The 24,486-nt window shown below is 75.3% G+C and carries 20 protein-coding genes; 12 read left to right on the forward strand and 8 right to left on the reverse strand.

Annotation, left to right across the window (positions count from 1 at the left end; genetic code table 11):
- Positions 1–60: 60 nt before the first annotated feature.
- The 3 genes from IEY94_RS04775 to IEY94_RS04785 all read right to left on the reverse strand — a co-directional run bounded on the left by IEY94_RS04775 (position 61) and on the right by IEY94_RS04785 (position 3,196).
- The gene (locus IEY94_RS04775; protein ID WP_189168838.1) at positions 61–2,076 is read right to left on the reverse strand and encodes a PAS domain-containing sensor histidine kinase; all 2,016 of its coding nucleotides are present in this window, start codon (positions 2,074–2,076) and stop codon (positions 61–63) included.
- Between the two features lie 93 nt (positions 2,077–2,169).
- Entirely contained in the window at positions 2,170–2,829 is a 660-nt protein-coding gene (locus IEY94_RS04780) for an O-methyltransferase (RefSeq protein WP_189168839.1), read from the reverse strand.
- Positions 2,830–2,959: 130 nt separating this feature from the next.
- The gene (locus IEY94_RS04785) at positions 2,960–3,196 is read right to left on the reverse strand and encodes a DUF7455 domain-containing protein (protein WP_189168840.1); all 237 of its coding nucleotides are present in this window, start codon (positions 3,194–3,196) and stop codon (positions 2,960–2,962) included.
- Between the two features lie 266 nt (positions 3,197–3,462).
- Here IEY94_RS04785 and IEY94_RS04790 point away from each other — a divergent pair, with 266 nt between their 5' ends.
- The 6 genes from IEY94_RS04790 to IEY94_RS04815 all read left to right on the forward strand — a co-directional run bounded on the left by IEY94_RS04790 (position 3,463) and on the right by IEY94_RS04815 (position 13,292).
- A complete protein-coding gene (locus tag IEY94_RS04790; protein WP_229783336.1) occupies positions 3,463–5,097 on the forward strand; it encodes a CBM96 family carbohydrate-binding protein in 1,635 nt (544 codons plus the stop codon).
- Positions 5,098–5,282: 185 nt separating this feature from the next.
- On the forward strand, positions 5,283–7,331 hold the full coding sequence (locus tag IEY94_RS04795) for a S8 family serine peptidase (protein ID WP_189168841.1): 2,049 nt from the start codon (positions 5,283–5,285) through the stop codon (positions 7,329–7,331).
- Between the two features lie 18 nt (positions 7,332–7,349).
- Positions 7,350–8,543 (forward strand): S8 family peptidase, encoded by a 1,194-nt coding sequence (locus tag IEY94_RS04800; protein WP_189168842.1) that lies wholly within the window; start codon positions 7,350–7,352, stop codon positions 8,541–8,543.
- Between the two features lie 362 nt (positions 8,544–8,905).
- Positions 8,906–10,213 (forward strand): glycosyltransferase family 2 protein, encoded by a 1,308-nt coding sequence (locus IEY94_RS04805; protein WP_189168843.1) that lies wholly within the window; start codon positions 8,906–8,908, stop codon positions 10,211–10,213.
- Positions 10,210–12,177 (forward strand): right-handed parallel beta-helix repeat-containing protein, encoded by a 1,968-nt coding sequence (locus tag IEY94_RS04810; protein ID WP_189168844.1) that lies wholly within the window; start codon positions 10,210–10,212, stop codon positions 12,175–12,177. The genes IEY94_RS04805 and IEY94_RS04810 overlap by 4 nt, the downstream gene beginning before the upstream one ends.
- Positions 12,178–12,254: 77 nt before the next feature.
- Entirely contained in the window at positions 12,255–13,292 is a 1,038-nt protein-coding gene (locus IEY94_RS04815) for a right-handed parallel beta-helix repeat-containing protein (RefSeq protein WP_229783337.1), read from the forward strand.
- Between the two features lie 81 nt (positions 13,293–13,373).
- Here IEY94_RS04815 and IEY94_RS04820 read toward each other — a convergent pair whose 3' ends face one another.
- On the reverse strand, positions 13,374–14,255 hold the full coding sequence (locus IEY94_RS04820; RefSeq protein ID WP_189169326.1) for a transketolase family protein: 882 nt from the start codon (positions 14,253–14,255) through the stop codon (positions 13,374–13,376).
- A 2-nt stretch (positions 14,256–14,257) separates the two neighbouring features.
- The gene (locus IEY94_RS04825; protein ID WP_189168845.1) at positions 14,258–14,944 is read right to left on the reverse strand and encodes a thiamine pyrophosphate-binding protein; all 687 of its coding nucleotides are present in this window, start codon (positions 14,942–14,944) and stop codon (positions 14,258–14,260) included.
- Positions 14,945–14,998: 54 nt separating this feature from the next.
- Between IEY94_RS04825 and soxR the strand changes: the two genes are divergently transcribed.
- The 3 genes from soxR (at position 14,999) to IEY94_RS04840 (ending at position 16,365) form a co-directional block, all read left to right on the forward strand.
- Positions 14,999–15,433: a redox-sensitive transcriptional activator SoxR gene (soxR, locus tag IEY94_RS04830; protein WP_189168846.1), complete on the forward strand. Its 435-nt coding sequence runs from the start codon at positions 14,999–15,001 to the stop codon at positions 15,431–15,433.
- An 83-nt stretch (positions 15,434–15,516) separates the two neighbouring features.
- Positions 15,517–15,873, forward strand: coding sequence for an ArsR/SmtB family transcription factor (locus tag IEY94_RS04835; RefSeq protein WP_189168847.1), 357 nt, complete (start codon positions 15,517–15,519; stop codon positions 15,871–15,873).
- A gap of 3 nt (positions 15,874–15,876) precedes the next feature.
- A complete protein-coding gene (locus IEY94_RS04840; protein ID WP_189168848.1) occupies positions 15,877–16,365 on the forward strand; it encodes an SRPBCC family protein in 489 nt (162 codons plus the stop codon).
- A 115-nt stretch (positions 16,366–16,480) separates the two neighbouring features.
- Here IEY94_RS04840 and IEY94_RS04845 read toward each other — a convergent pair whose 3' ends face one another.
- From IEY94_RS04845 to IEY94_RS04855, 3 genes are all read right to left on the reverse strand, one after another.
- Positions 16,481–16,855, reverse strand: coding sequence for a hypothetical protein (locus IEY94_RS04845; RefSeq protein ID WP_189168849.1), 375 nt, complete (start codon positions 16,853–16,855; stop codon positions 16,481–16,483).
- Between the two features lie 8 nt (positions 16,856–16,863).
- On the reverse strand, positions 16,864–17,811 hold the full coding sequence (locus IEY94_RS04850; RefSeq protein WP_189168850.1) for an NsdA family TPR-like regulatory protein: 948 nt from the start codon (positions 17,809–17,811) through the stop codon (positions 16,864–16,866).
- Positions 17,812–18,032: 221 nt separating this feature from the next.
- Positions 18,033–20,225 (reverse strand): bifunctional polysaccharide deacetylase/glycosyltransferase family 2 protein, encoded by a 2,193-nt coding sequence (locus tag IEY94_RS04855; protein ID WP_189168851.1) that lies wholly within the window; start codon positions 20,223–20,225, stop codon positions 18,033–18,035.
- 682 nt (positions 20,226–20,907) lie between these two features.
- On the opposite strand from IEY94_RS04855, the gene IEY94_RS04860 reads away from it, so the two are divergent.
- From IEY94_RS04860 to IEY94_RS04870, 3 genes are all read left to right on the forward strand, one after another.
- Complete coding sequence (locus tag IEY94_RS04860; protein ID WP_229783338.1) at positions 20,908–21,294, forward strand: response regulator; 387 nt, start codon at positions 20,908–20,910, stop codon at positions 21,292–21,294.
- Between the two features lie 103 nt (positions 21,295–21,397).
- Positions 21,398–23,914, forward strand: coding sequence for a chemotaxis protein CheA (locus IEY94_RS04865; RefSeq protein ID WP_189168852.1), 2,517 nt, complete (start codon positions 21,398–21,400; stop codon positions 23,912–23,914).
- The gene (locus tag IEY94_RS04870) at positions 23,911–24,336 is read left to right on the forward strand and encodes a chemotaxis protein CheW (protein ID WP_189168853.1); all 426 of its coding nucleotides are present in this window, start codon (positions 23,911–23,913) and stop codon (positions 24,334–24,336) included. The genes IEY94_RS04865 and IEY94_RS04870 overlap by 4 nt, the downstream gene beginning before the upstream one ends.
- Positions 24,337–24,486 lie beyond the last annotated feature (150 nt).

The raw sequence follows: 24,486 nt of genomic DNA on the forward strand, positions 1-24,486 counted from the left end.
GCTCATAACGACGGATCACACCTCACATCATCCGACACCACCACACTTTGAAGACACGCCCTAGGGGCGGGCGACCGGGGTCGGCGTCGGGACGCCGACCGACTCCGGTACCGGTACGGCCGCCGCGGCCTCCAGCGTGATCACCAGCCGCGCCCCGCGCGGGTCCGCCGGCTCGTACCGGATCGTGCCCCCGTTCAGCTCCACGAGGTGCCGCACGATGAACAGCCCCAGCCCGGTCCCCTTGACCCGCTTCTTGTCGCCGCTGCGCCGCGCCACCCGCTCGAACAGCGTCGGCCGGTCCTCCACCGGGATGCCCGGCCCGTGGTCCCGGACGGCGATCTCCACGCCCTCGCCCCGCCGCTCGGTGGTGATCTCCACGGGCGGGTCGCCGTACTGCACGGCGTTGTCCACCAGGTTGTGCAGGACCTGCCACAGGTGCCCCCGGTCGACCAGGGCCAGCAGGTGCGGGTCCACGCCCGCGCCGAGGGTGATCTCCGGCGGTACGGCGTCGGTGACCGTCTCGATCACCTCGGCCACCGAGACGGTCGCCCGGCGGGCCGTCACCACCCCGGCGTCCAGCCGGAACAGCAGCAGCATGTCGTTGATCATGCCGGTGAGCCGGCGGGTGTTCCGGTCGATCTTGCTGACCAGCTCCAGCCGCATGTCGTCGGGGAGTTCGGCCCACTCGGTCGTGAGCAGCTCGGACAGGCTGGCCACCGAGCTGAGCGGCTGGGACACCTCGTGCGAGACGATCGACATCAGGTCGCCCTTGAACGCCGCCGCCTCCATCAGCTCGGCGTGCCGCAGTTCCAGCTCGCCGTTGGTCGACTCCAACTCGGCCGCGTGCTCGGCCAGCCGGTCCTCGGCCGCCTGGCGCTCGGTCATGTCGACGAACGTGTTCACGTACGCCCGGGGGCGGCTCTGCTCGTCCAGCACCGGCGAGGTCATCGCCAGGACCGGCACCCGGCTGCCGTCGGGCCGGGTGACGTACCGGGGGAGGCCCGCGCCGGCCCGGTAGCCGGGGTCGCCGGCCTGCCAGGTGTACGGGGGGCGCTGGCCGACCAGGCCCGCCCGGGTGAGGCCGAGCAGCGTGCAGGCGCCGGGGTTGACGTCGATCACCCGCAGCTCGGCGTCCAGGACGACGACGGCCTCGGTGACCGAGGCGAGCAGCGTCCGGGTGAAGTCCCGCTCGGCGGCCAGCGCGTCGACCAGGCCGCGCTGCCGGTCGTCGGCGGCGTCGATCACGCCGGCGGTGCCGCCGAGGACGATGAGCAGGACGAGGACGAACGCGGTCGAGCTGAGCGCCACGGTCAGCGCCGGCTCGCCCCAGCCGGCCTGGATGATCGCCCCGGACAGCAGCGCGATGCCGAACGGCAGCAGCAGCAGCGTCGGCCCGACCCGGCGGGCCAGCGTGCCGCCGGGGCCGAAGCCCTCCAGCGGGCGCAGCAGGCCCTGGCCCGGCCGGACGGCGAAGATCCCCGCGGTCAGCGTGATCACGCAGAGCGCGGTCAGCGGGGTCATCGCCACCAGGGCGCCGACCGCGGGCACGGAGGTCTCCCGGAACAGGTACGCCAGCATCGTCACCGCGGCGATCGTCGCCGCGGCCGGGGCGAACACCTGGGGCCAGGTCACGTAGCGGGCCGGGCGCACGTCGAGGGTGGCCAGGGCGAGGCCGAGCAGCAGCAGGGCGCAGCCGGTGGCGGCGGACATCGGCGGGGCGATCCCGCCGTGGACCAGGTCCCGGGCGGCCTCGCCGGCGGGGGAGCGGTCGACGAGCCGGCCGCGTTCGAGGATGCCGAGCATGCCGATCAGGGACACCGCGCCGCCGAGTACCCGGACGGCCCAGCGCCGGGCCGCGCCGGGGCGGCCGACCGCGCCGCACAGGGCGGCGCCGGCGAGCACCAGGCCGACGGCGGCCTCCGGCGGCGGGGTGCCCACGCCGGAGGGCACGCCGGTGCCGCCGCGGGCACCGGCGAGCCACCGGGCCAGTGCCCCCGCGCCCAGCAGGATCGCGGTGGCACCGGTGAGGACCGCCAGCGCCGCGGCGAGGCGGTGTACTCCGGGAGAGCGCGGCACGCTCGACCTCCCACCCCTGCGGCGACGCCCAAGCCTAAACGAGAAAGTACCTCATGTCAGGACAGGAGAGGAAAGGTCCGATTCCCGGTTCCGCTAGCGCTTGCGGGCCAGCGTCAGGCCGTCGGCGAACAGCAGCATCACCGACTCGACCCGGTCGTCCTTGGCGACCAGCTCGTTGAACGCCTGCAGCGCGCGGGTGTCCGGGTCGGCGGCGCCGGGCTCCAGCACCCGGCCGCTCCACAGCACGTTGTCGACGATGACCAGGCCGCCGGGGCGCAGCCGGGGGATCAGCTCGGCCCAGTACCGCGCGTAGTTGACCTTGTCGGCGTCGATGAAGGCCAGGTCGAACTGCGGCTCGGCCGGCAGCGCGGCCAGCGTCTCGGTGGCCGGGCCCAGCGTCAGGGTGACCCGGTCGGCCACGCCGGCCCGCTCCCAGAACTCGCGGGCGATGGCCGTGTACTCCGGCGAGATGTCGAAGCAGGCGATCGTGCCGTCCGCGGGCAGCGCCCGGGCCACGGCGAGCGAGCTGAGCCCGGTGAACGTGCCCACCTCGACGGCGTTGCGGACGCCGGCGAGCCGGGTCAGCAGCCCGAGCAGGGTCGCCTGCTCGGGGCAGATCTGCATGGTCGCCTGGCCGGGCAGCGCCGCCCGGGTCCGGGCCACCAGCTCGCCGACGAGGTCGTCCGGCGGGGTGGTGTGGGCCAGCGTGTACGCGTGCAGCTCGTCCGGCAGGAACTTGTTGGAGGAAGCCATGCCCACACGCTAGTCCGCGCCCCGCCCGCCCGGGGCGGTGCGCTGCGTCACGCGGTACGCCCGGGGCGGGTGCGGCGCGGCCCCGCGGCGGCCGGCGTACCGGCGGCCCCGGGGCCGATGCGCGTGGGGGTCAGCCGGCGGCGACGCGGTCGGCGCCCTGCCAGACGAAGCCGGCCTCGATCACGACGACGGCCGCCGAGCGCAGGATGTCCTCGGTGTGCCGGTTCGCGTGGTGTCCGCAGAACACCAGCTCACCGCCGGCGGGCAGCCGGAAGATCAGCTTCGCGGCGGCGGCGCAGCGGTCGCAGCGCTCGGTCAGCTCCGGCACGACGTCCAAGCGAGGCGGCGGCAGCAGCGTCGACGACATGGCGACCTCCCTGGTCGGTAGCGGTGTGGTGCGGCACCCGTACCCATCGACCCGGCGCGCGGCGCATTGAGGGGAACGCCCCGCAACCCGGGCCGCCCCGCTCCCCGGGCGTCCGGTTGCCGGCCGGTTGCCGGCTCCTGTCGGCCGTCCGGCCGGCTCACTCCCGTTTGGCAACGCGCCGCGAACCGGGCGGCTCTCCGCACCCCGGACTGTCGTAAGTGGTCGCGGTGCGGTACCGCGGCTGCATCACATGTGAGGGAGACTTCGTGACCCAGCGAACCACCACCCGGTTCCGGAACACCCGTCGGATGACCCGCCGCGCCGCGGTCGGCGTCCTCGCCACCACCGGCCTGCTCGGCTCGGGCGTCCTCGTCGCCACCGGCGCGGCCGCCGCCACCACGCAGACCGTGGCGTACACCGCCACCGAGGACGGCTACACCGCCAGCGGCTCGGCGACCACGTCGACGGGTACCTGGGCCAAGCTCGTCTCCGGCCGCTCGGGCACGCAGGACTACCTCAGCTTCCTCAAGTTCAATGTGGGTGCGCTCGCCGCCGGCACCACGGTGCAGAAGGCGACGCTGACGCTGACCCGCGAGGAGGTCGCCCTCCCCGCCTCGCTGAAGATCAAGAAGGTCGGCACGACCTCGTGGACCGAGGCCGGCCTGACCCACAAGACCCGCCCGACCGTCGGCGAGGACGTGGCCACCGCCGCCCCGGCCGCCACCGCCGCGACCGTCGCGTTCGACCTGACCAAGGCCGTCCGCGCCGCCGGCACGTACGCCTTCGCGGTCAACGTGCCCAGCAACGACCGGCTCGCCCGGTTCAAGTCGTCGGAGGCCGCCGCCGGCAAGCCGACGCTGTCGCTGGTGCTGAGCAAGGCCGACACCCCGGCGCCGACCACCCCGACCACCGCCGCGCCGAAGCCGACCACCCCGGCCACCACCGCGCCGAAGCCGGCCGAGTGCACCGTCGACGCCAAGCTCGTCCCGACCTGCGGCGTGCTCTGGGGCGCCGCGGCCGGCGGGTTCTCCGAGACCCCGCGCGACCGGGCCCTGCGCGAGTGGGAGGCCAAGAGCGGCCGGACCGCCAGCGTCTACCACACGTACCACCGCGGCGACGAGATGTTCCCGACCAAGGCCGAACTCGCCATGGCCAACGAGCCCGGCAAGCCGCGCCTGCTCTTCCTGAACTGGAAGGTCGACTACGGCACCAACTGGGCCAAGGTCGCCGCCGGCCAGCAGGACGCCCGGATCGACAAGCTCTCGGCGTTCATCAAGGCCAACTACCGGGACAAGTTCTTCATGACCCTGCACCACGAGCCCGAGAACGACGTGATCGCCACCGCGGGCTCCGGCAAGACCGCCAAGGACTACGCGGCCATGTTCCGGCACACCGTCCTGCGGATGCGCGCCAACGGGGTCAGCAACGCGATCTTCACCACCGCGTACATGGGCATCGAGACCTACTACAACCAGGCCTGGTGGCACGACCTGTACCCGGGTGACGACGTCGTGGACTGGATCGGCCTGGACGCCTACGTCGCGTCGAAGCCGGGCGGCTACCACTACGGCACGCTGAAGGACCTGATGAACCGCACCACGGACAGGAACAAGTTCCCGGGCTTCTACAACTGGTACCTGGCCCACCACGCCGACAAGCCGCTGATGCTCGCCGAGTGGGGCGTCCACGAGTACGCCGCGGACCCGCGCGAGAAGGCCCGCACGCTGTCCAAGGTGCTCGCCGAGATGGACCAGTTCCCGAAGCTCAAGGCGATGTTCTGGTTCGACACCGCGAAGGACCAGAACGGCTCGGACATCCGGATCGACAGCTCGTCGGCCGCGCTCACCGAGTTCAAGAAGATCGCCGCCGACCGCCGGTTCGTGGTCAAGGTCCGCAACTGACCTCCGGCTGAACCGATCGTGGCCCCGTCCACCCGCTCCGGCGGTGTGGGCGGGGTCACAGCCGTTTCGGGCGTAGCTACCGTTCGGCAACCGCCGCTTACTCACAAGTACGGACCCGCGGGCGATTGCTAGATCCGCGACCCCCGACCGGGGGCCGTCGCCGTGCCAGGGAAGGCAGGGTCACGATGTCGCTGGGCGCCGGGCGGTTCGCCGCCGGACTCGTCGCCGCGGCCACCGCCGCGGGGGCGCTGCTCGCCGCGCCCGCGGCCGCCGCGACGCCGGCCGCCGCGCCCGCGCTGGCCGCCCCGGCCCCGGCCGCCGCGCCCGCCCCCGCCGCCGACCCCGGCGAGCTGATCGTCGGCCTGCGCCCCGGCGCGACCGCCGCCGCCCCGCTGGCCCGGCTCGCCCGCACCGTCGACATCGAGGCCGCCGCCCCGGTCGCCGGCCTGCCGGCCGCCGCGGTCGAGGTCCCCGCCGCCGACGCCGCGGCCGCCGTCGCCGCGCTGCGCCGCGACCCCGCCGTCGCGTACGTCGAGCGCAACGCCCGCGCCGGCATCGCCGCCGTCACCGCCAACGACTACTTCCGCACCGAGCAGTGGGGCCTGGACCGGATCGCCGCCCCCGCCGCCTGGCAGCGGACCACCGGCGACGCCGGCGTCACCGTCGCCGTCCTCGACACCGGCGTGCTCGCCACCGGCGACCTGCCGGCCGGGCGGATCGTGGCCGGGTACGACTTCGTCGGCAACGACGCCAACCCCGCCGACGACCACGGCCACGGCACGATGGTCGCCACGACCATCGCCGGCGGCGGCGACGACGCCGTCAACGGCGGGTACCACGGCGGCTCCGCCGGCCTGTGCTGGACCTGCCGGATCATGCCGGTCAAGGTGCTCGACGACACCGGCAGCGGCGACGTCGCCGACATCGCCGCGGGCGTCGACTGGGCGGTCGCGCACGGCGCCGACATCATCAACCTGTCGCTGGGCAGCGACACCGACAGCGCGCTGCTCAACCAGGCCATCGCGGACGCCGACGCGGCCGGGGTGCTGGTGCTCGCCGCCGCCGGCAACAGCGGCGTCGGCACCCGGTTCTACCCGGCGGCCAGCCCGCACGTGCTCTCGGTCGGCGCCTCGACGGCCGCCGACGGCCGGTACGCCTGGTCCAACTACGGCGCCACCTGGGTGGACGTCGCCGCGCCGGGCTGCGTCATCGCCGGCGACCGGTACGACTGGTGGCGGGAGTTCTGCGGCACCAGCGCCGCCACCCCCGTCGTCGCGGGCGTCGCCGCGCTGGCGCTCGCCCTGGACCCGACCGCCACGGTGGCCGACCTGACCGCCGCGCTGACCGGTACGACCGACCCGCTGACCTCGGCCTGGACCGCGCACGGCCGGGTCAACGCCCGGGCCGCGCTGGCCGCGCTCACCCCGGAGACCGGGCCGGTGGCCGGGGTGAACCGGGCCGCCGGGGCGCTGCTGCGCGGCACCGTCGCGCTGACCTACCAGGCCGCGGACGCCGACGGCGTCGGCGCGGTCGCGCTGCTGGTCAACGGCCGGCAGGTGGCCGCGGCGACCGGCGCCGGCCCGCACCCGTACGCCCTGGACACCGCCGCGCTGCCGCGGGAGACCGCGCTGACGGTGGCCGCCCTGGACGGCAACGGCAACGTCGGCACCGCCGCGGTGCCGGTCGTCGCCGACAACGTCCCGCCGGCCGCCAGGGCCAGCGCGGCCGCCGCGAGCCGGCCGGTCGCCGGGCGGGTCACGGTCACCGTCGCGGCCAGCGACGCCTCCGGCATCGACCGGGTCGAGCTGCTCGTCGGTGGCGCGGTCGTGGCCACCGACAGCGCCGCGCCGTACACGCCGTCGTGGAACTCCGGCACGCGCAACGGCACGTACCGGCTGTACACCAGGGTCCGGGACCGGGCCGGCAACGCCCGGCTGACCTCGGTCCTGGCCGCCGTCGACAACACCGCGCCGTCGGTCACCCGGATCGGCGGGCCGCGCGGCAACGCGCGGATCAGCGGGACCGTCGCCGTCCCCGCCCGGTCCACCGACGCCTCCGGCGTCGCCCGGGTGGAGCTGCTCGTCGACGACCGGGTCGTCGCCCGCGACACCCGCGCCCCGTACGTCCTGCCGCTCGTCGCGGCCCGGCAGATCCGCACGATGCGGGTCGCGCTGCGGTCGACCGACGCGGCGGGCAACTCCAGGCTCTCCCCCGCTTGGAGGTGGTACCGGTGACACAGGGAGGTGAAACCGATGTCCGCAATCCTCGGCCGGCTGCTGGCGCTCGCGCTGGCCGCCACCGTCGCCCTGGTGGCCGCGCCCCCCGCGAACGCCACCCCCAACTTCGGACCGGCCGTCGGCACCGTCCTGTTTGACGGCGACAGCAACGCGGTCCCCGGCTCGTACATCGTCGTCCTGCGCACCGACCCCGGCGCGGGCGGCGCGGCGACCGCTGCCGCCTCCGTGGCGAGCCGGTACGCCGCGACCGTCACCATGTCCTACGCCGGCGGGCTGCCCGGCTTCGCCGCCCGGATGTCGGCCGCCGCCGCCCGGCAGGTCGCCGCCGACCCCGCGGTGGCGTACGTCGAGCAGGACCGCTGGGTCCGCGCCAGCGGCGTGCAGCGCACGACCGCCTGGGGCCTGGACCGGCTCGACCAGCGCAAGCTGCCGCTGACCAAGCAGTACCGGTACCCGGCCGCCAAGGCCGTCGTCACCGCGTACGTGCTGGACACCGGCATCCGGATCACGCACAGGGAGTTCGCCGGCCGGGCCCGGTACGGGTACGACTTCGTCAGCGGGCGCAGCAACGCCAACGACTGCGAGGGGCACGGCACGCACGTCGCCGGCACCCTCGGCGGCGTCACGTACGGGGTGGCCAAGTCGGTGAAGCTGGTCGCCGTCCGCGTGCTCAACTGCTCCGGCTGGGGCCAGTACTCGCAGATCATCGCCGGGGTGAACTGGGTGACCTCGCACGCCCGCAAGCCGGCCGTCGCGAACATGAGCCTCGGCGGCGGCGCCTCGCCGGCGCTCGACGAGGCGGTGGAGCGGTCGATCGCCAGGGGCGTCACGTACGTCGTCGCGGCCGGCAACGAGGGCCGCAACGCCTGCACCGGCTCGCCGGCCCGGGTCGGCGGCGCGATCACCGTGGGCGCGACCGACGTCAAGGACCGGCGGGCGAGCTTCTCCAACTTCGGCCCCTGCCTGGACATCTTCGCCCCCGGCGTCGGCATCGTGTCGGCGTTCCGGCTCAGCAACACCAGCCTCGCCAAGGGCAGCGGCACGTCGATGGCCGCCCCGCACGTCGCCGGCGCGGCCGCGCTGCTGCTCACCCGCTGGCCGACGCTCACCCCGGCGAGGGTGGCCGCGCTGCTGGTCAGCCGGTCCACCCGGTCGCGGGTCGCGGGCCCCGGCACCGGGTCGCCGAACCGGCTGCTGTTCGTCCAGTGACCGCGGGCCCGGCGAGCCGGGCGGCGGCCCCGGGAACGACCCGGGTGCCGGGACATCATCCACGGCGTGTAACCATTGGGGCATCCCTCGAAAGTTACGCGTCGTAGTCGAGCGTGCGCCGAGGCGGGGCAGTCCGGGAACCGCCCGGCGGTCGCCCGATTCCTCAGCTACCTGCATCGACGCACCTTATGACGTCGGCCGTTCGGACCGTTTCCCTCGCTGAGTTGGACTACGTAACGTAGCTGGCTTACCGTGCCTTGCGGGTGGCCCCTGCACCGCCGCCCCGACACCCTCGGTCACCGCTGCCCGCCTCCGTCCCCCTCGCCCGCCGCCGCGGGCCGCCTCCCCGAAAGGGATCACCGATGCCCGGGTCCGGGTCCTTCGACGCCGTCTGGACATGGCTCGTCGACGCGCTCGGCGCGTCCTCCCGCCGGGAGCTGATGCCGCTGGGCATCGCCGGCCTGTTCGTCTGGGGCATCTGGCTGTACCGGGTGCTGCTCTCCCGGCTGGCCACCCCGGTCGTCAACGACTTCCGCACCACCGTCTCGGTGGTCGTGCCGGCGTACCGCGAGGACCCGGACATCCTGCTCGACTGCCTGCACACCTGGCTGGCCCAGGGCCCGGACGAGGTGATCGTCGTCCCCGACCTCGGCGACCGCGAGGTGATCGCCCGGCTCGGCGCGGTCGCCGACCCGCGGCTGCGGGTGCGCCCGTTCGCCCACCGGGGCAAGCGGTCGGCGCTCGGCGTCGGCATCCGCGCGGCCACCGGCGAGGTCGTCGTGCTCGTCGACTCCGACACCCGGTGGGAGCCCGGCCTGCTGGCCGCCGTGCAGATGCCGTTCGCCGACCCGGCCGTCGGCGGGGTGGGCACCCAGCAGAACGTGTACCAGCGCACCACGAGCGTGTGGCGGCGGATCGCCGACTGGCTGGTCAACCTGCGGTACCTGGACTACGTCCCGGCGATGGGCCGGGCCGGGGCGGTGGCCTGCCTGTCCGGCCGGACGGCGGCGTACCGGCGGGCGGCGATCCTGCCCGTGCTGCGCCACCTGGAGGACGAGTTCTTCCTCGGCCGCCGCTGCGTGGCCGGCGACGACGGCCGGCTCACCTGGCTGGTCCTCGCCTCGGGGTACAAGACCGTGCACCAGCCGACCGCCCGCGCGGTGTCGATGTTCCCGGACACCCTGCGCGCCTTCGTCAAGCAGCGGGTGCGCTGGTCGCGCAACTCGTACCGGTGCTACCTCACCGCCGCCTGGAACGGCTGGCTCTGGCGCGCCCCGCTGGTCACCAAGGTGACCGTGCTCCAGATCCTGCTCACCCCGCTGACCATGGGGTTGACGCTGGCATACCTGCTCGGCGGCCGGCTCGCGCCCACCCCGGCCGGGCTGGGCCTGGCGCTGGCCTGGATGCTGCTCGGCCGCGGCATCCGCGGCTGGTCCCACCTGCGCCGGCACCCCGGCGAGCTGCTCCTGCTGCCGCTGGTCACCCTCGTGGTCATCGGCATCGCGCTGCCGATCAAGCTGTACGCCCTGGTCACGATGAACCGGCAGGGCTGGCTGACCCGCGGCCCGGACCGGATCGGCGGCGAGGCGCAGACCGCGGCCACGCTGATCCCCGTACCGCGCCCGGCCGGGATGGAACCGGCGCCGCGGCGGGCGGGGGTGTCGGCGTGAACCGGCCGCTCGCCCGCCGCCCGTCCACCCGCCGGGCGGCGCTCGCGGCGGCCGTCGCGGCCGTCGTGGCGGCGTCCGGCGGCGCGCTGCCCGCGGCCGCCGGCCCGGGCGCGGCGCCCGCCCCGACCGCGCCCGCGCCGCTGAGCCCGGTCGCGCCCGCGCCCCCGGCCGCCGTGCCCGCGGGCACCGTCGCGGTCCCGGCGCCCGCGGCCAACCCGGCGCCGTCGGACCCGCCGACCCCGCCGGTCCCGGGGCCCGCGGCCGGCGTGCCGACGGCCCCGCCCGCGGCCGGGCCGGTCGTGCCCGCGCCGCTGGACCGCAGCCCGGCCGTGCTCGCGCAGCAGGCCGCGCTGGTCGCCGCCGAGGAGGCCCGGATCGCCACCCTGCGCGCGGTCGAGGCCGGCGCGGGCGAGCAGTGGCGGGCCGCGCCGTACCGGCTGCGGGTCGCCGGCGGGTTCACCCTCGTGCTCACCCCGCGCCCGGAGCCGTACACGTTCGCCGACCTGGCCGCGCTGGCGCCGACGACGTTCGTGCCGCAGGGGCGGCGGGCGTACCTGCTGACCGAGAGCCTGCTCGTCACCCGCGGCGCGACCCTGGACCTGGCCCGCCCGGCCACCACCGAGCTGCGGCTGGCCAGCGACCCCGGCGGGTACGTCAGCATCGTCTCGATCGGCGGCCGGCTGCTGCTCACCGGCGCCCCGCGCAACCCGCTGACGGTCACGAGCTGGAACCTGCGCCGCACCGCCCCGGACGCCGACACCGCCGACGGCCGCGCGTACGTCCGGACCATCGGCGGCGCCGCGGTGTTCACGGCCGTCCGGTTCCAGCGGCTCGGCTTCGGCGGGGGCGGCACCGGCGGCGTCAGCCTCGGCGGCCCGGCCACCCCCGCGGCGCCGCCGCGCCGGGCGATCCCGGACGCCGCCGTGTCCGCCCCGGTCCGCCCCGCGGCCGGTACGGCGGTGCCGCTGATCGTGCCGGACGCCCGGTACACCGCGGCCGCCCTGCCGTACACGCCGCCGGTGGTCCGCCGCAGCCGGTTCGTCGGCAACGCGTTCGGGCTGGTTCTGGACGGGGCGCCGCGGGCGGTCGTGGCCGGCAGCACCGTGCTGGGCAGCCTGGCCGACGGCGTGGTCCTGCACCGGGGCACCACCGACGCCCGGATCGACGGCACGACCGCGAGCGGCAACCGCGGCAGCGGCTTCGTGCTGGCCGACCGCGCGGCCCGCAACACCCTGGCCGGCTGCACGGCCGAGGCCAACCGGCAGGACGGCTTCACCCTGACCGGCGACGCCGGGGTCGACCACCTGCCGTACGGGCGGGCGCCGGACGCCGGCGCGGGCACCGCGGTGACCGGCGGGGTCGCCCGGAACAACCTGCACTACGGGATCGCGGTCGACGGCGCGGCCGGCGCCCGGATCCAGGGCAACTGGGTGGTCGGCGGCGACATGGGCATCGTCCTGCGCCGGACCGCCGGCGCGACCGTCACCCACAACCAGGTGCGCGAGTCGGCCCAGCACGGCGTCGCGGTGCTGGACGGCGCCGCCACCGTCGCCGACAACGTCATCGCCGACGTGCGCAACGGCGTGTACGTCCGGGACGCCGTCGCCGCCGTCCGCGGCAACACCATCACCAAGGCCAGCACGCACGGCATCGAGTTCCTCGGCGGGACCGACGGCTCGGCCGTCGCGGAGAACCTGCTGGCCACCACCGGCGGCTCGGCGCTGGACCTGTCCGGCGCGGCGGGGGAGATCGACCTGCTCGGCAACCGGACCGTCGAGCGCCGCCCCGAGCCGACCGGCTGGCGGGCGCTGGCGCAGCGCACGACGCCGACCACGGTGCTGTGGGCGCTGGTCCTGCTGGCGCTCGCCGGCACCGCGTTCCGCCGCCGGGCCCGGCCGGGGGGCAAGCTGCCGTACGCCCGCACCGCGCCGCCGCGGGCCCGCGGGCCGCGGTTCGGCCGGTGACGGGTGCCGCCGGGGACGGTCTCCCGCCCGGTGGACGCCCTCCCGCCGGGCGGTCCCGCGCGCGCCGGCGCTGGCTGGTGGGCGGCGGGGTCGCCGTCCTGCTCGCCGCCGGCGCCCTCGGGGCGCTCCTGATCCGAGTGGCCGCCGACCGAACCGTCCCCCCGGCGGCGGCCACTCCCACCCCCACCACCACCGCGCCGCCGCCGGCCGCGCCGCCCGCCGCGGGCGGCTGCCCGGCGCCGACCGCCACCGCGGCCGACGCGATGACGTTGCAGACGGCGCTGGACACCGCCGGCCCCGGCAGTTCGATCCGGCTCGCCGACGGCGTGTACCCCGGCCGGTTCGTTGTCGACGTCTCCGGCACCGCCGCGGCCCCGATCCACGTCTGCGGCGGCCCCGGCGCGATCCTGGACGGCGCCGGCCCCGACGCCGGGTCGGTGCTGCACCTGGACGGCGCCAGCGACGTCCGGCTGGTCGGCTTCACCGTCCGCAACGGGCGCAAGGGCATCCTGGTCGACCGCGGCCGCCGGGTCACCCTCGCCGGCCTGACCGTCGAGCGGATCGGCGACGAGGCGATCCACCTGCGGGCGTTCAGCAGCGACAACCTCGTCGAGCGCAACCTGATCCGGGGCACCGGCCTGCGCCGCCCGCAGTTCGGCGAGGGCGTCTACGTCGGCTCGGCCGCGGCGAACTGGTGCGCCGTCAGCTCCTGCGCCCCGGACGCCTCCGACCGCAACGTCGTGCGCGGCAACCGCATCCTGGGCACCACCGCCGAGGCGGTGGACATCAAGGAGGGCACCACCGGGGGGCAGCTCGTCGGCAACGTGTTCGACGGGTCGCGGCTGGTCGGCGCGTACGCCGACTCCTGGGTGGACGTCAAGGGCAACGGCTGGACGATCCGCGGCAACCGCGGCCGCGCCTCCCGCGGCGACGGCTTCCAGACGCACGCGGTCGTACCCGGCTGGGGGCGCGGCAACGTGTTCGCGGGCAACGCGGCGGCGGTGTCCGGGCCGGGCTGGGGGTACCGGTTCAGCCCGGCCCTGGACAACCGCCTGTCCTGCGACAACACGGCCACGGGCGCGGCCCGCGGCCTGGCCAACGTCCCCTGCCGCTGACCCCCGCCGCGGCCGCGTGCCGCCGACCCCCGCTGCGCGGCCGGTCGCCCGCGGTGGGTGGCCGGGCGGCGCGACCCGCGGTCAGGGGGTGAGGAAGGACGTGATCGAGGCACGCAGGCCGGCGGGGTCCAGGCCGTGCCACCGGGCGTGGTCGGCGGGCGTGCCGTACCGGCGCAGGTCCGCCCGCCCCACCCCCAGCGCCAGCAGCCGGTGCGGCAGGTCGCGCAGCGCCCCGGCGACGACCCGGCTGGACGTGCCGGCCAGGTACGGCTCGACCAGCACCACGTCCCGGCGGGCCAGCGCCCGCAGCCCCGCGGCGTCGAACGGCCGCGGCGTGTGCGTGTAGGCGACGGTCACGTCCAGCCCGGCCACGGCGGCGAGCACCGGCCGCAGCATCGGCCCGACCGCGAGCACCACCGGCGCCCCCGGCCCGCCGGTGTGCAGCGGCACGACCCCGTGCGCCCCCGGCCGGGACAGGTGGTTGCGCTGGCTGCTCAGCCGCAGGTACACGCTGGTGTCGGCCGCCGCGGCGGCGCGCAGCAGCGGCGCCACCTCGGCCGGGTGGCCGGGCACGTGCACGGTCCAGCCGTCCAGGGTGTCCAGCAGCGCGACGTCGCCGGGGGACTGGTGCGTGCGCCCCATCGCCGCCCCGTCGTACGACGCGCCGACCGTCGCCACGACCGCCCCGACGCCCTGGTGGTCCAGGTCCAGCTTGAGCTGCTCGAACGCCCGCTCGACCACGAACGGCGCGTACGTGTGCACGACCGGCCGCAGCCCGGTCAGCGCGAGCCCGCCGGCCACCCCGACCATGAGCTGCTCGCGGATGCCGACGTTGAGCACCCGGTCCGGGTGCCGGGCCGCGGCGCCGGCGAACGCCGCCGCGGAGATGTCGGCCAGGACCAGCGCCGTGCGCGGCTCGTCGGCGAGCAGGTCGGTGGTCGCCGCGATGAACGCCTCCCGCATGCTCACCCCCCGATCCGGGCCACGACGGCGTGCGGCCGCCCGGGCAGGGCGATGCCGAGGGCGCCGGCCAGCTCCCCGTGGTCCCGGCCGTCCACCGCGGCGGTGCTCCACCCGTGCGCGGCGAACCGGGTGGCGATGCCGCCCGGCCAGCCGTGGGTGGCGGAGCCGTTGTCCACCACGACGGCGGTGAGGCTGTCCAGGCCGGTGGCGCCGGCGTACGCGATGGCCTCGTGGTTGCTGCCCTCGTCCAGCTCGCCGTCGCCGAGCAGCACGTACACCCGCGGCGTCAGCAGGCCCTGCGCCCGCAGCCCGAGCGCGGTACCGACGCCGAGGCCGAGCCCGTGCCCGAGCGAGCCGGTGCCGACCTCCACGCCGGGCACCCGGAGCCGGTCCGGGTGGTGGCCGAGCGGCGAGTCCGGCCCGGCGAGGTCGTCCAGCCAGTCGGCCGGGATGAAGCCCTTCGCGGCGAGCACCGCGTAGTACGCGGCCGGACCGTGCCCCTTGGACAGCAGGAACCGGTCCCGCTCCGGATCGTCGAGCCGGTCGGGGGCGACCCGCAGCACCCGGTCGTACAGCACCCAGAGCACGTCCAGCGTGGAGTGTGCGCTGGTCGCGTGCTTCTCGTCGCCGGTGAGCCGCCGCAGCAGCGGCCCGAGCCGGTCCCGATCCGTGGTCGTCGTGACGGTCATGGCGCTAGCCTGCAAGGTGAAGTTGACTTCAACTCAAGGCCGGCGGGGGCGGATGTGGCGGAGCTGACCATCGGGGAGCTGTCCGGGCGCAGCGGGGTGGCCGCCTCGGCCCTGCGGTACTACGAGCGGCTCGGCCTGATCCGCAGCGTCCGGACGGCCGGCAACCAGCGCCGGTACGACCAGAGCGAGCTGCGCCGGGTGTCCTTCGTCCGGATCGCCGCCGCGGCCGGCGTCTCGCTGGACGAGATCGGCGCCGCGCTGGCCGAGCTGCCGGACGGCCGGACGCCGACCCGGGCGGACTGGGCGGCGCTGTCCCGGCGCTGGCGGGACCGGCTGACCCAGCGGATCGCCCTGCTGGAGCGGCTGCGCGACGACCTGAGCGACTGCATCGGCTGCGGCTGCCTGTCGCTGCGCGCCTGCCGCCTGGCCAACCCCGGCGACACCCTGGCCGCCGAGGGCCAGGGCCCGCGCCGCCTCCTGCGCGGCTGATCCCCCGCACCCCTTGACGGGGGCCGGTGCGTGTGCTTACATAACCAAGTAGTTCTAGAACTTACTAGTTATGGAGTGCGAGCGTGGACGAGGAGTTGGACGCGGTGTTCGGGGCGCTGGCCGACCCGACGCGGCGGGCGATCCTGCACCGGCTCAAGGCCGGCGAGGCGAGCGTCGCCGCGCTGGCGGAGCCGTTCGCGATGTCCCAGCCGGCCGTCTCCAAGCACCTGCGGGTACTGGCGGAGGCCGGGCTGATCACCCGCAGCCGCCGCGGCACCGCCCGGCTCAGCCACCTCGACGCGGCCCCCCTGCGGGCGGCGGCGGCGTGGCTGGCCGAGTACCGCAGCTTCTGGGCCGAGAGCCACGGCCGGCTCGACGCCCTCCTGGCCACCCTGCACCGGCCGACCGACGAGGATCGGCCGCCCGACGAGAAGGAGTAAGCCATGTCCGGCAAGACCGAGATCATCGCCGCCGCCGACCAGCCGACCATCGAGATCCGGCGCGAGTTCGCCGCCCCACGCGACCTCGTGTACCGCGCCCACGTCGACCCCGAGCTGCTGCCCCAGTGGCTCGGCCCCGGCCGGCTGACCCTGCGGATCGACCGGCTGGAGGTCCGCGACGGCGGCCGCTGGCGGTACGCCCACGTCGAGCAGGACGGCACCGAGTACGGCTTCCGGGGCGTCTTCCACGGCGAGCCGTCCGTCGACGGCATCGTCCAGACCTGGGAGTACGAGGGCGCGCCCGGCGCGGTCAGCCTCGAGTTCGCCACCTTCACCGAGGCCGACGGCCGGACCCAGCTCCGGACGGTGTCGGTGTACCGGACGGTCGCCGAGCGGGACGCGATGATCGCCAGCGGGATGGAGTCCGGGGTGGAAGAGGGGTACACCCGCCTGACGGAGCTGCTGGGCCGACAGACCGCCACGGCCCGCTGACCCCGGCGTGGCGTGCCCTCCCGGGGCGCGCCACGCCGGCGTACGGCGCGTGTTCGACCGGGCGCCCCGGCACGCGGTCGCGCCCGAGTGGCGAGTCATCGGGCCCGGGAGGTGGTCAGGCGCCGGGGGTCAGGGCGCCCGCGATCGCGTCGAAGAGGTCGGCGTCGGTCTCCCGCTGCCACGGCGGCAGGTCGGCCCAGTCGGCGACGTACGACGGCTTCGGATCGGGGAAGTGGCGGTGGATCTGCCCGATCCAGCACAGCGCCACGAACCGCCCGCGCTGTTCCCGGCTCAGCTTCACCCATGCGCCGGCCGTCGCCGCCGCGAACTCCCGGACCTGCCGCTCGACCGCGGCGGCGCTCGCCCGCTCCCAGTCCGGCGTGTCCGCCCACGGCGCGACGTACCCCGGCTTCGGCTCGCCGGGGAAGTGCCGGCGCACGCCCTCGATCCACGCCCGCCGGAACGCCCGGCCCGGTTCGCTGTCCGACATCGGTCCTCCTATGTGGTGCCCGGGATGAGTGTGGCCAGATTGTCGTCGAGGGCCCGGACCCGACGGTCCCGGCGCAGCGGCGCCAGCGCCACCCGCACGTCGGCCAGCCGCTGCGCCACGACGCCCGAGTCGTGCGCCGCCGCCAGGTCGACCGCCGCGTCGCCGTACCGCTCGATCCGGTCGACGTCCCGCTGCTGCGCCGCGGCGATGACCAGGTCGGCGAGCACCCCGCCGCGCCGCCGGGCCGACAGCGGCCGGTCGAGGACGGCGTCCAGGGTGGCGATGGCCCGGCCGGGCTGCCCGAGCAGGACCGCGCAGGCGCCGCGCTCCTCGGCCAGCCGGCCGCCGTCGAAGCGCAGCCAGCCCAGCGGCGGCGCCGGGGGTGCGCCCGCGGCCGCGGCCAGCGCCCGGGCGCAGCCATCGGCGTCGCCGAGGGCGGCCCGCGCCCGCGCGGCCACCGCCGCCACCCAGTGCCGGGTGGGCAGGGCGCCGTCGCCGTCGCGCGCCGCCGCGCCCGCGCTGGCCAGGAGCGCGTCGGCGTCGGCGGGCCGGTGCTCGTACAGCGCCACGTAGGCCCGCCGGGCCAGCGCGCACGCGTGCCGATCGGCGTGGCCGGCGTCGCGGGCGGCGGTCGCCGCGAGGTCGTGGGCGTGCGCCGCGTCGCCGTACCGGCGCAGGTCGAGGAAGATCTCCCCGGCCAGTTGCAGCGCCTCGCTCAGCGCGCCGAGCAGCCGGGGCGAGCGCCCGCCGTCGCGGACGGCGCCGAGGATGACGGCGACGTGCGCCCGCACCTCCGGGAGCAGGACCCGCTTCGGCGAGGTCACCACGAACCGCCGCCAGAGCGCGGCGCCGCGGTCGGCCAGGGCGTCGGCGGTGGCGGTACCCCGGCCGGCGGCCGGCATGGCGGCGAGCGCGACGGCGATCCCCGCCGTACGCAGGATCTCGCGGCGCTGCACGTCCCCGTCCTCCGCGTGGTCGCCCGGCCCGGGCGACCAGCGTAGGCCGCAACCCGCCACCGCCGCGTGCCCCGCCCGGTACATCCGCGCCGGGCGGCGGTGGTCCGAAGGTCAACATGACGTCAGGTACCGAATTCACGGTGATCAGGTACCTGACGCCATGATCCGCACCGGGAGCCGCGCGCGGCGACCGGGAGCGGCGCGCCCGCCTCGGGAAGCGGTCAGGCGGCGCGGGCGGGGTGGCGGGTGGGTGGGGTGAGGATGGCGGCGTCGCCGTGGCGGCGGAGCTTGTGCCAGCGCATCCGGGCGCCGCTCAGCGCCGCCAGCACCGCCCGCATCACCACGAAGTACATGAGCTGCCGGTACACGAGCTGCTGCAACGGCAGCAGCCAGATCGCGCGCAGCCGCTCCCCGTCCAGCCGGAACGCCACCGCCGCCGTCGCGAGCTGCGCGGTCAGCATCACCAGCCAGGCCGCGGCGGTCAGCTTCAGGTCGTAGAAGAAGACGCCGTACAGCGCGAACAGGTCGATCAGCCCGGCCAGCAGCGGCAGCACCACCTGGAACAGCACCAGCAGCGGCAGCCCGACCAGCCCGAACCGCCGCCCGCCCGGCCCGTCGTCGCGGGTGCGGCGGTGCTTCCACATGGACTGGATCGTGCCGTACCCCCAGCGGTACCGCTGGGACCAGAGCTGGCGCAGGCTCGTCGGCACCTCGGTCCACGCCCGGGCCGACTCCTCGTACACGACGCGGTGGCCGGCGCGGATGACCGCCATCGTCAGGTCGGTGTCCTCGGCGAGCGTGTCGCTGCTGACCCCGCCGACGGCGAGCAGCGCCGAGCGGCGGAACGCGCCGATCGCGCCGGGGACGGTCGGCATGACGCCCAGGATGTCGTACATCCGGCGGTCCAGGCTGAAGCCCATCACGTACTCGATGTGCTGCCACGCGGCGAGCAGCCCGCGCCGGTTGCCGACCTTGACGTTGCCGGAGACGCCGCCGACGGACGGGTCGGCGAAGGGCTGGACGAGCCGGCGGACCGACCCCGGTTCGAGGACGGTGTCCCCGTCGACCATGACGATCAGCTCGTGCCGGGCGGCGGCGATGCCGATGTTGAGCGCCTCGGCCTTGCCGCCGTTCGGTACGGAGATCAGCCGGACGCCGGGCAGGGCCAGGCCGCGGACGATCGCCGCGGTGTCGTCGGTGGAGCCGTCGTCCACGACGATCACCTCGATGCCGGGGTGGTCGCCGCCGGCGAGCGAGCGGACGGCCCGGGCGATGCCGGCGGCCTCGTTGTACGCGGGGACGATGACCGTCACCGGGTCGGTGACCGGCGGGCCCCAGCGGAAGTCGGGGTGCCGGCGGCGGCGCAGGTGCCGGCGGGTGGTGACCAGCAGCAGCGCGATCCGGGCGACGGTCAGCACCCCGATGGCGAGGAACACCACCAGCAGGGCGTCGACGGCGCGGTCGGCGAACCGGATCGAGCCGATCAGGACCCGGCCGCGCAGGGTCAGGCTGTCGGCGGCGATCGGGTTGGCCCGGAAGGACGGCGGCGCGGCGCCGGGCGCGGCGGCAGCCACCTTCGCCTCGCCGAGCACCTCGCCGGGGGTGCTGAACCGGTACCCGGCGGCGCTCATCGACTCGAGGTACCGGTCCAGGGCGGCGGCGGTCTGGCTGCGGTCGCCGCCGGCGTCGTGCAGCAGCACCACGCCGCCGCGGCCGTCGGCCGGGGTCATGTTGGCGGTGATCGCGTCGACGCCGGGGCGGGCCCAGTCGCGGCTGTCGAGCTGGGTGAGGACGTTGAGGTACCCCTCGGCGCCGGCCTCCCGGTAGACCGGCCAGGAGGCGTTGTCGATGGCGCCGTTGACCGACGAGTACGGGAACCGGATGAGCCGGGCGGTGATCCCGGCCGCGCCGGCGAGCGCGACCTGGGTCTGGCTGCTCTCCAACTGCCGGCGCCAGGCCGGGACGGCGGCGAGCTGGGGGTGGGAGAAGGAGTGCACGCCGATCTCGTGGCCCTCGGCGACGAGCCGGCGGACCAGCTCGGGGTGCTTGGTCACCTGGCTGCCGACGACGAAGAAGGTGGCCCGGACGCCGTGCCGGTAGAGCACGTCGGCGATCCGCGGGGTCCACACCGGGTCGGGGCCGTCGTCGAAGGTGAGCAGCAGCGTCCGGTCCGGGATGCCGTACGTGCGCATGCCGGCGGGCGTGTCCTCGATCAGCGGGCCGCCGTCGCGGATCGCCGCCGGCACCGCGTTGTCGGCGCCGCCGGTCAGCTCGTGGTCGGGGGCGAAGCCGTTGGCGAGGTACGCGTTGACGGCCAGCACGCCGAGCGCCGCGATCAGGACGCCGAGGGCGATCGGGAGCGTCGTGGTGCGGGCGGCACGTCGTTGGTCGCGAATGCGCTTGCGGTCGGTCACCGGTGGGTACCGGGCAGTACGACCGGCGACGGAACAGCCCGCGGAGCGGTCGGACTGATCCCCGGTCCGGGGTCGGCGGGCGGTCCGCCGGGGGTGACCGATCCGCCGAATGCGCTCATCGCGGTGAACACCAGATAAGCGACGGAAAGAACACCGAAAAGGTATGCGGTACGGGCCAGCCGACGGCGTCGGCGACCGGTCGAGTCGACAAATACGGGGGTGTGCGGCATGGCCGTTTCCGGGCCTTTCTCCGGGCCGGTGAGTGGGCTGGCCGGGGCCTCGTGGCCAGCCGGTTCGTCGAGTGTGTCGCCGGTGTCCGCGGCTGCTGAACGCCCAGGTGGATGCGCGTCCGGGGGATTGGCGTGCGTCACCCGACCAGTACTACCAGAATGGCATCGATAAATCGACTGAGCTTGATCCAAATTCGCTGTGAGCGAGACCGGAGGGAAAATAGCGCACATTGTCGGCGGTGTGACTCCCGACATCCGATGTAGGCGAATCGCCGTCGATGTCCTACTCTTTGGCCCGGGGCGGCCGCCGGGGTGGCGGGCGTTCACGGGTGGCGCACGGACGACCCGCGGGGGCCGTTTGCGAGTTACATTCGTAAACGATGACCTACCCTGATGCGAGGCTCCGACAGCGACCCGGACCGGGGAGCAGCGCCGAGTTCTAGGGGGCAGATGTGGCTGCAGTACCGCTGGAGCACCCCACCGTCCTGGTCTTCGACGATGAGGACGACCTCCGTGAAGTGATGTGCCGAATGCTGGAGCGCAAGGGCTTCACCGCCCTGCCCGCGGGCGACCCGAACGACGCCGTCGCGGTCTGCAAGGAGCACCAGGGGGACATCCACGTGCTGCTCGCCGACCTGGGCATGCCCGACGCGATCGGGCTCGGGGTCGCGCGCGACACCCGGGCGGTCCGGCCCGGCATCCGGGTGGTGTACGTCTCGGGGCTGCCGAAGGAGAGCGCCGTCAGCCGCGGCCTCCTGCACGACGAGGACACCGTGATCCAGAAGCCGTTCACGACGGACGGGCTCGTGGCCGCCGTCCGGGAGATCCTCGCGGCCTGAGCGGCGGCCCGGACCCGCGCTCAGCTCGCCGGCTCCCCTGCCGAAACTGACCCAGCGCCGGCCGCGGCGGCGCGCCCGATCGACGGGACCCGGAGGGCGTACTGTGGATGATCTTGGCGAGATCGTCGATGAATTCCTCGTGGAGAGCTACGAGAATCTCGACCAGCTCGACGGCGACCTCGTGGCCCTGGAGCGGGAGCCCTCGCGGGAACTGCTCTCCGGCATCTTCCGCACGATCCACACGATCAAGGGGACCAGCGGCTTCCTGGCGTTCGGCCGGCTGGAGACGCTGACCCACGCGGGCGAGTCGCTGCTGTCCCGGCTGCGCGACGGCGTCCAGCCGGTCACCTCCGACACGATCTCCGTCCTGCTCGCCATGGTCGACGGGGTGCGCGCGCTGCTGGCCAGCATCGAGGAGACCGGCGCCGAGGGCGACATCCCGGTGGACGAGCTGATCGGCCGGGTCAACGCCCAGATCACCGACGGCGCCGAGGCCCCGATCGGCACGGCCACCGCGGCCGAGCCGCCGGCCGCGGGCACCGACCCGGCCGCCGGCCCCGAACCGGCGGCGGGTACCGAGCCGGCCGCGGCTGCCGAACCGGAAGCCGGCACCGCCGCTGGCGTCGAGCCCGCCGCGGGCGCCGGGGGGCCGCCCACCGACGCCGACGCCGAGGCCGTCCTGCCGCCGCGCGCCGGGACCGGCGCGCCCACCGACGCCGTCAGCCCCGAGGTCGACCCGGCGGCCGCGGCCGCCGCGGCGGCCGACGCCGCCCGCCGGCCGCTCGGTGAGCTGCTCGTCAACGCCGGCGCCGCCGTCGACACCGACGTCAACTGGGCGTTGCAGAAGCAGACCGGCGGGGACGAGCGCCGGCTCGGCGCGATCCTGCTGGACGAGGGCAAGACCAACGCCGCCGCCGTCAACGAGGCGCTGGACCGGCAGGGCCGGCGCAGCGCCGGCGACGCCACGATCCGGGTGGACGTCGACCTGCTCGACTCGCTGATGAACCTGGTCGGCGAGCTGGTGCTCGTCCGCAACCAGCTCGTCCGGGCCGCCACCGACGCGGCCGACCCGGTGATCGTGCGGACCACCCAGCGGCTCAACCTGATCACCAGCGAGCTGCAAGAGGGCATCATGAAGACCCGGATGCAGCCGATCGAGCAGCTCTGGCTCAAGCTGCCCCGGGTGGTCCGGGACCTGTCCACCGCCTGCGGCAAGCAGGTCCGGGTGGCGATGGTCGGGGCCGACACCGAGCTGGACCGCAGCCTGCTGGAGGCGGTCAAGGACCCGCTGACCCACCTCGTCCGCAACGCCGTCGACCACGGCATCGAGGACCCGCAGCGGCGGGTGGCCGCCGGCAAGGCCGCCGAGGGCACGCTGACCCTGAAGGCGTACCACGAGAGCGGCCACGTCACCGTCGAGGTGATCGACGACGGCGCCGGCATCGACGTGGAGAGGGTGCGGGCCAAGGCCGTCGAGCGGGGCGTGGTGACCGCCGCCGAGGCGGAGCGGATGGAGCCCCGCGAGGTCATGATGCAGGTCTTCCAGCCGGGCTTCTCCACGGCGGAGAAGGTCACCAACGTCTCCGGCCGCGGCGTCGGGATGGACGTGGTGAAGACCAACATCGAGCGGATCGGTGGCGCCGTCGACGTCGACTCGACGCTCGGCGAGGGCACCACCTGGCGGCTGACGATCCCGCTCACCCTGGCGATCATCCAGGCCCTGACCATCGACTCGGGCAGCGACCGGTACGTGATCCCGCAGGTCGCCGTGCACGAGCTGGTCTACGTCGACGGCGACCACACCCGGATCGAGTACGTCTCCGGCGCGCCCGTCTACCGGCTGCGCGGCAAGCTGCTCCCGCTGGTCCGGCTGGACGCCGCCCTCGGCCGCCCGGCCGCCGGCGACGACCGCGGCGTGTACGTGGTGGTACTCCAGGCCGACGGCCGCCGCTTCGGCGTGGTCGTCGACCGGGTGCTGAACACCGAGGAGGTCGTCGTCAAGGCGCTGACCGCCCGGTTCAAGGAGATCGGCATGTACGCCGGCGCGACGATCCTCGGCGACGGCAAGGTCGCGCTGATCCTCGACGTGCCGTCGCTGGCCCGGCGCTCGCACCTGTCGGCGGCGGTGGCCGAGCGGATCGAGGCCGAGCAGGAGCGCGAGGTGGTGGCCGCCGGCACCGAGGTGAACCGGCTGCTGGTCACCTCGGTCGGCGCCCGGCGGGTGGCGATCCCGCTGGACACGGTCACCCGGCTGGAGGAGTTCGCCGCCGCGGCGATCGAGTGGGTGGGCAACCGGGAGGTCGTCCAGTACCGCGGCCGGATCCTGCCGCTGGTCCGGCTGTCCTGGCTGCTCGGCGTCGAGGCCGCGCCGCCGGGGGAGAGCGTCGCCGCCGTGGTGTACACCGAGCGGGGCCGCAGCATCGCCCTGGTGGTCGACGGGATCGTCGACATCGTGGAGACCGCGGCCGCCGAGCGGGCGGACATCGACGACGACGGCGTGGTCGGCTCGGCGGTGATCGCCCAGCGGGTGACCGAGCTGCTGGACGTCCGCCGGGCGATCCTGGCCGCCGACCCGCACTTCTACGCCGACTCCGGCGACGCCCTGGTGGAGGCGGTATGACTACTCGTCAGTACGCCACGTTCGAGGTCGAGGGCGCCCTGTTCGGGGTCGATGTGGACCACGTGCAGGAGGTACTGTCCTTCTCGGAGTACACCGCCGTGCCGCTGGCCCCGGAGGCCATCGGCGGCCTGTTCAACCTCCGCGGCCAGGTCATCGCCGCCGTGGACATGCGGGTGCAGCTCGGCCTGGAGCGGCACGCGATGGACGGCCCGGTCATGAACGTCATCCTGCGCGTCGGGGACGAGCCCGTCAGCCTGCTGGTCGACCGGATCGGCGAGGTGGTCTCGCTGGACGAGCGCCACTTCGAGCCGCCGCCGGACACGCTGGGGGGCCCCGCGCGGGCGCTGGTGCAGGGTACGTTCAAAGTGGACGATCGACTCATGCTCGCCCTCGACGTCACCGCCGCCGCCGACACCCACTGATGTCGACACGCCGTGTCGACACACCGCTGATGTCCGACACATCACCGACGTCCGAGCGCCGATTCGAGCCGATTTTCCGAATGCCGGACCGGGGACCGAGCACCCGCCGGCGCAGCCGGCGCCGGTCCGGTGGGCCGCCCGTCCGCGGCC

The organism is Pilimelia anulata (assembly GCF_014647895.1).
GTDB lineage: Bacteria > Actinomycetota > Actinomycetes > Mycobacteriales > Micromonosporaceae > Pilimelia > Pilimelia anulata.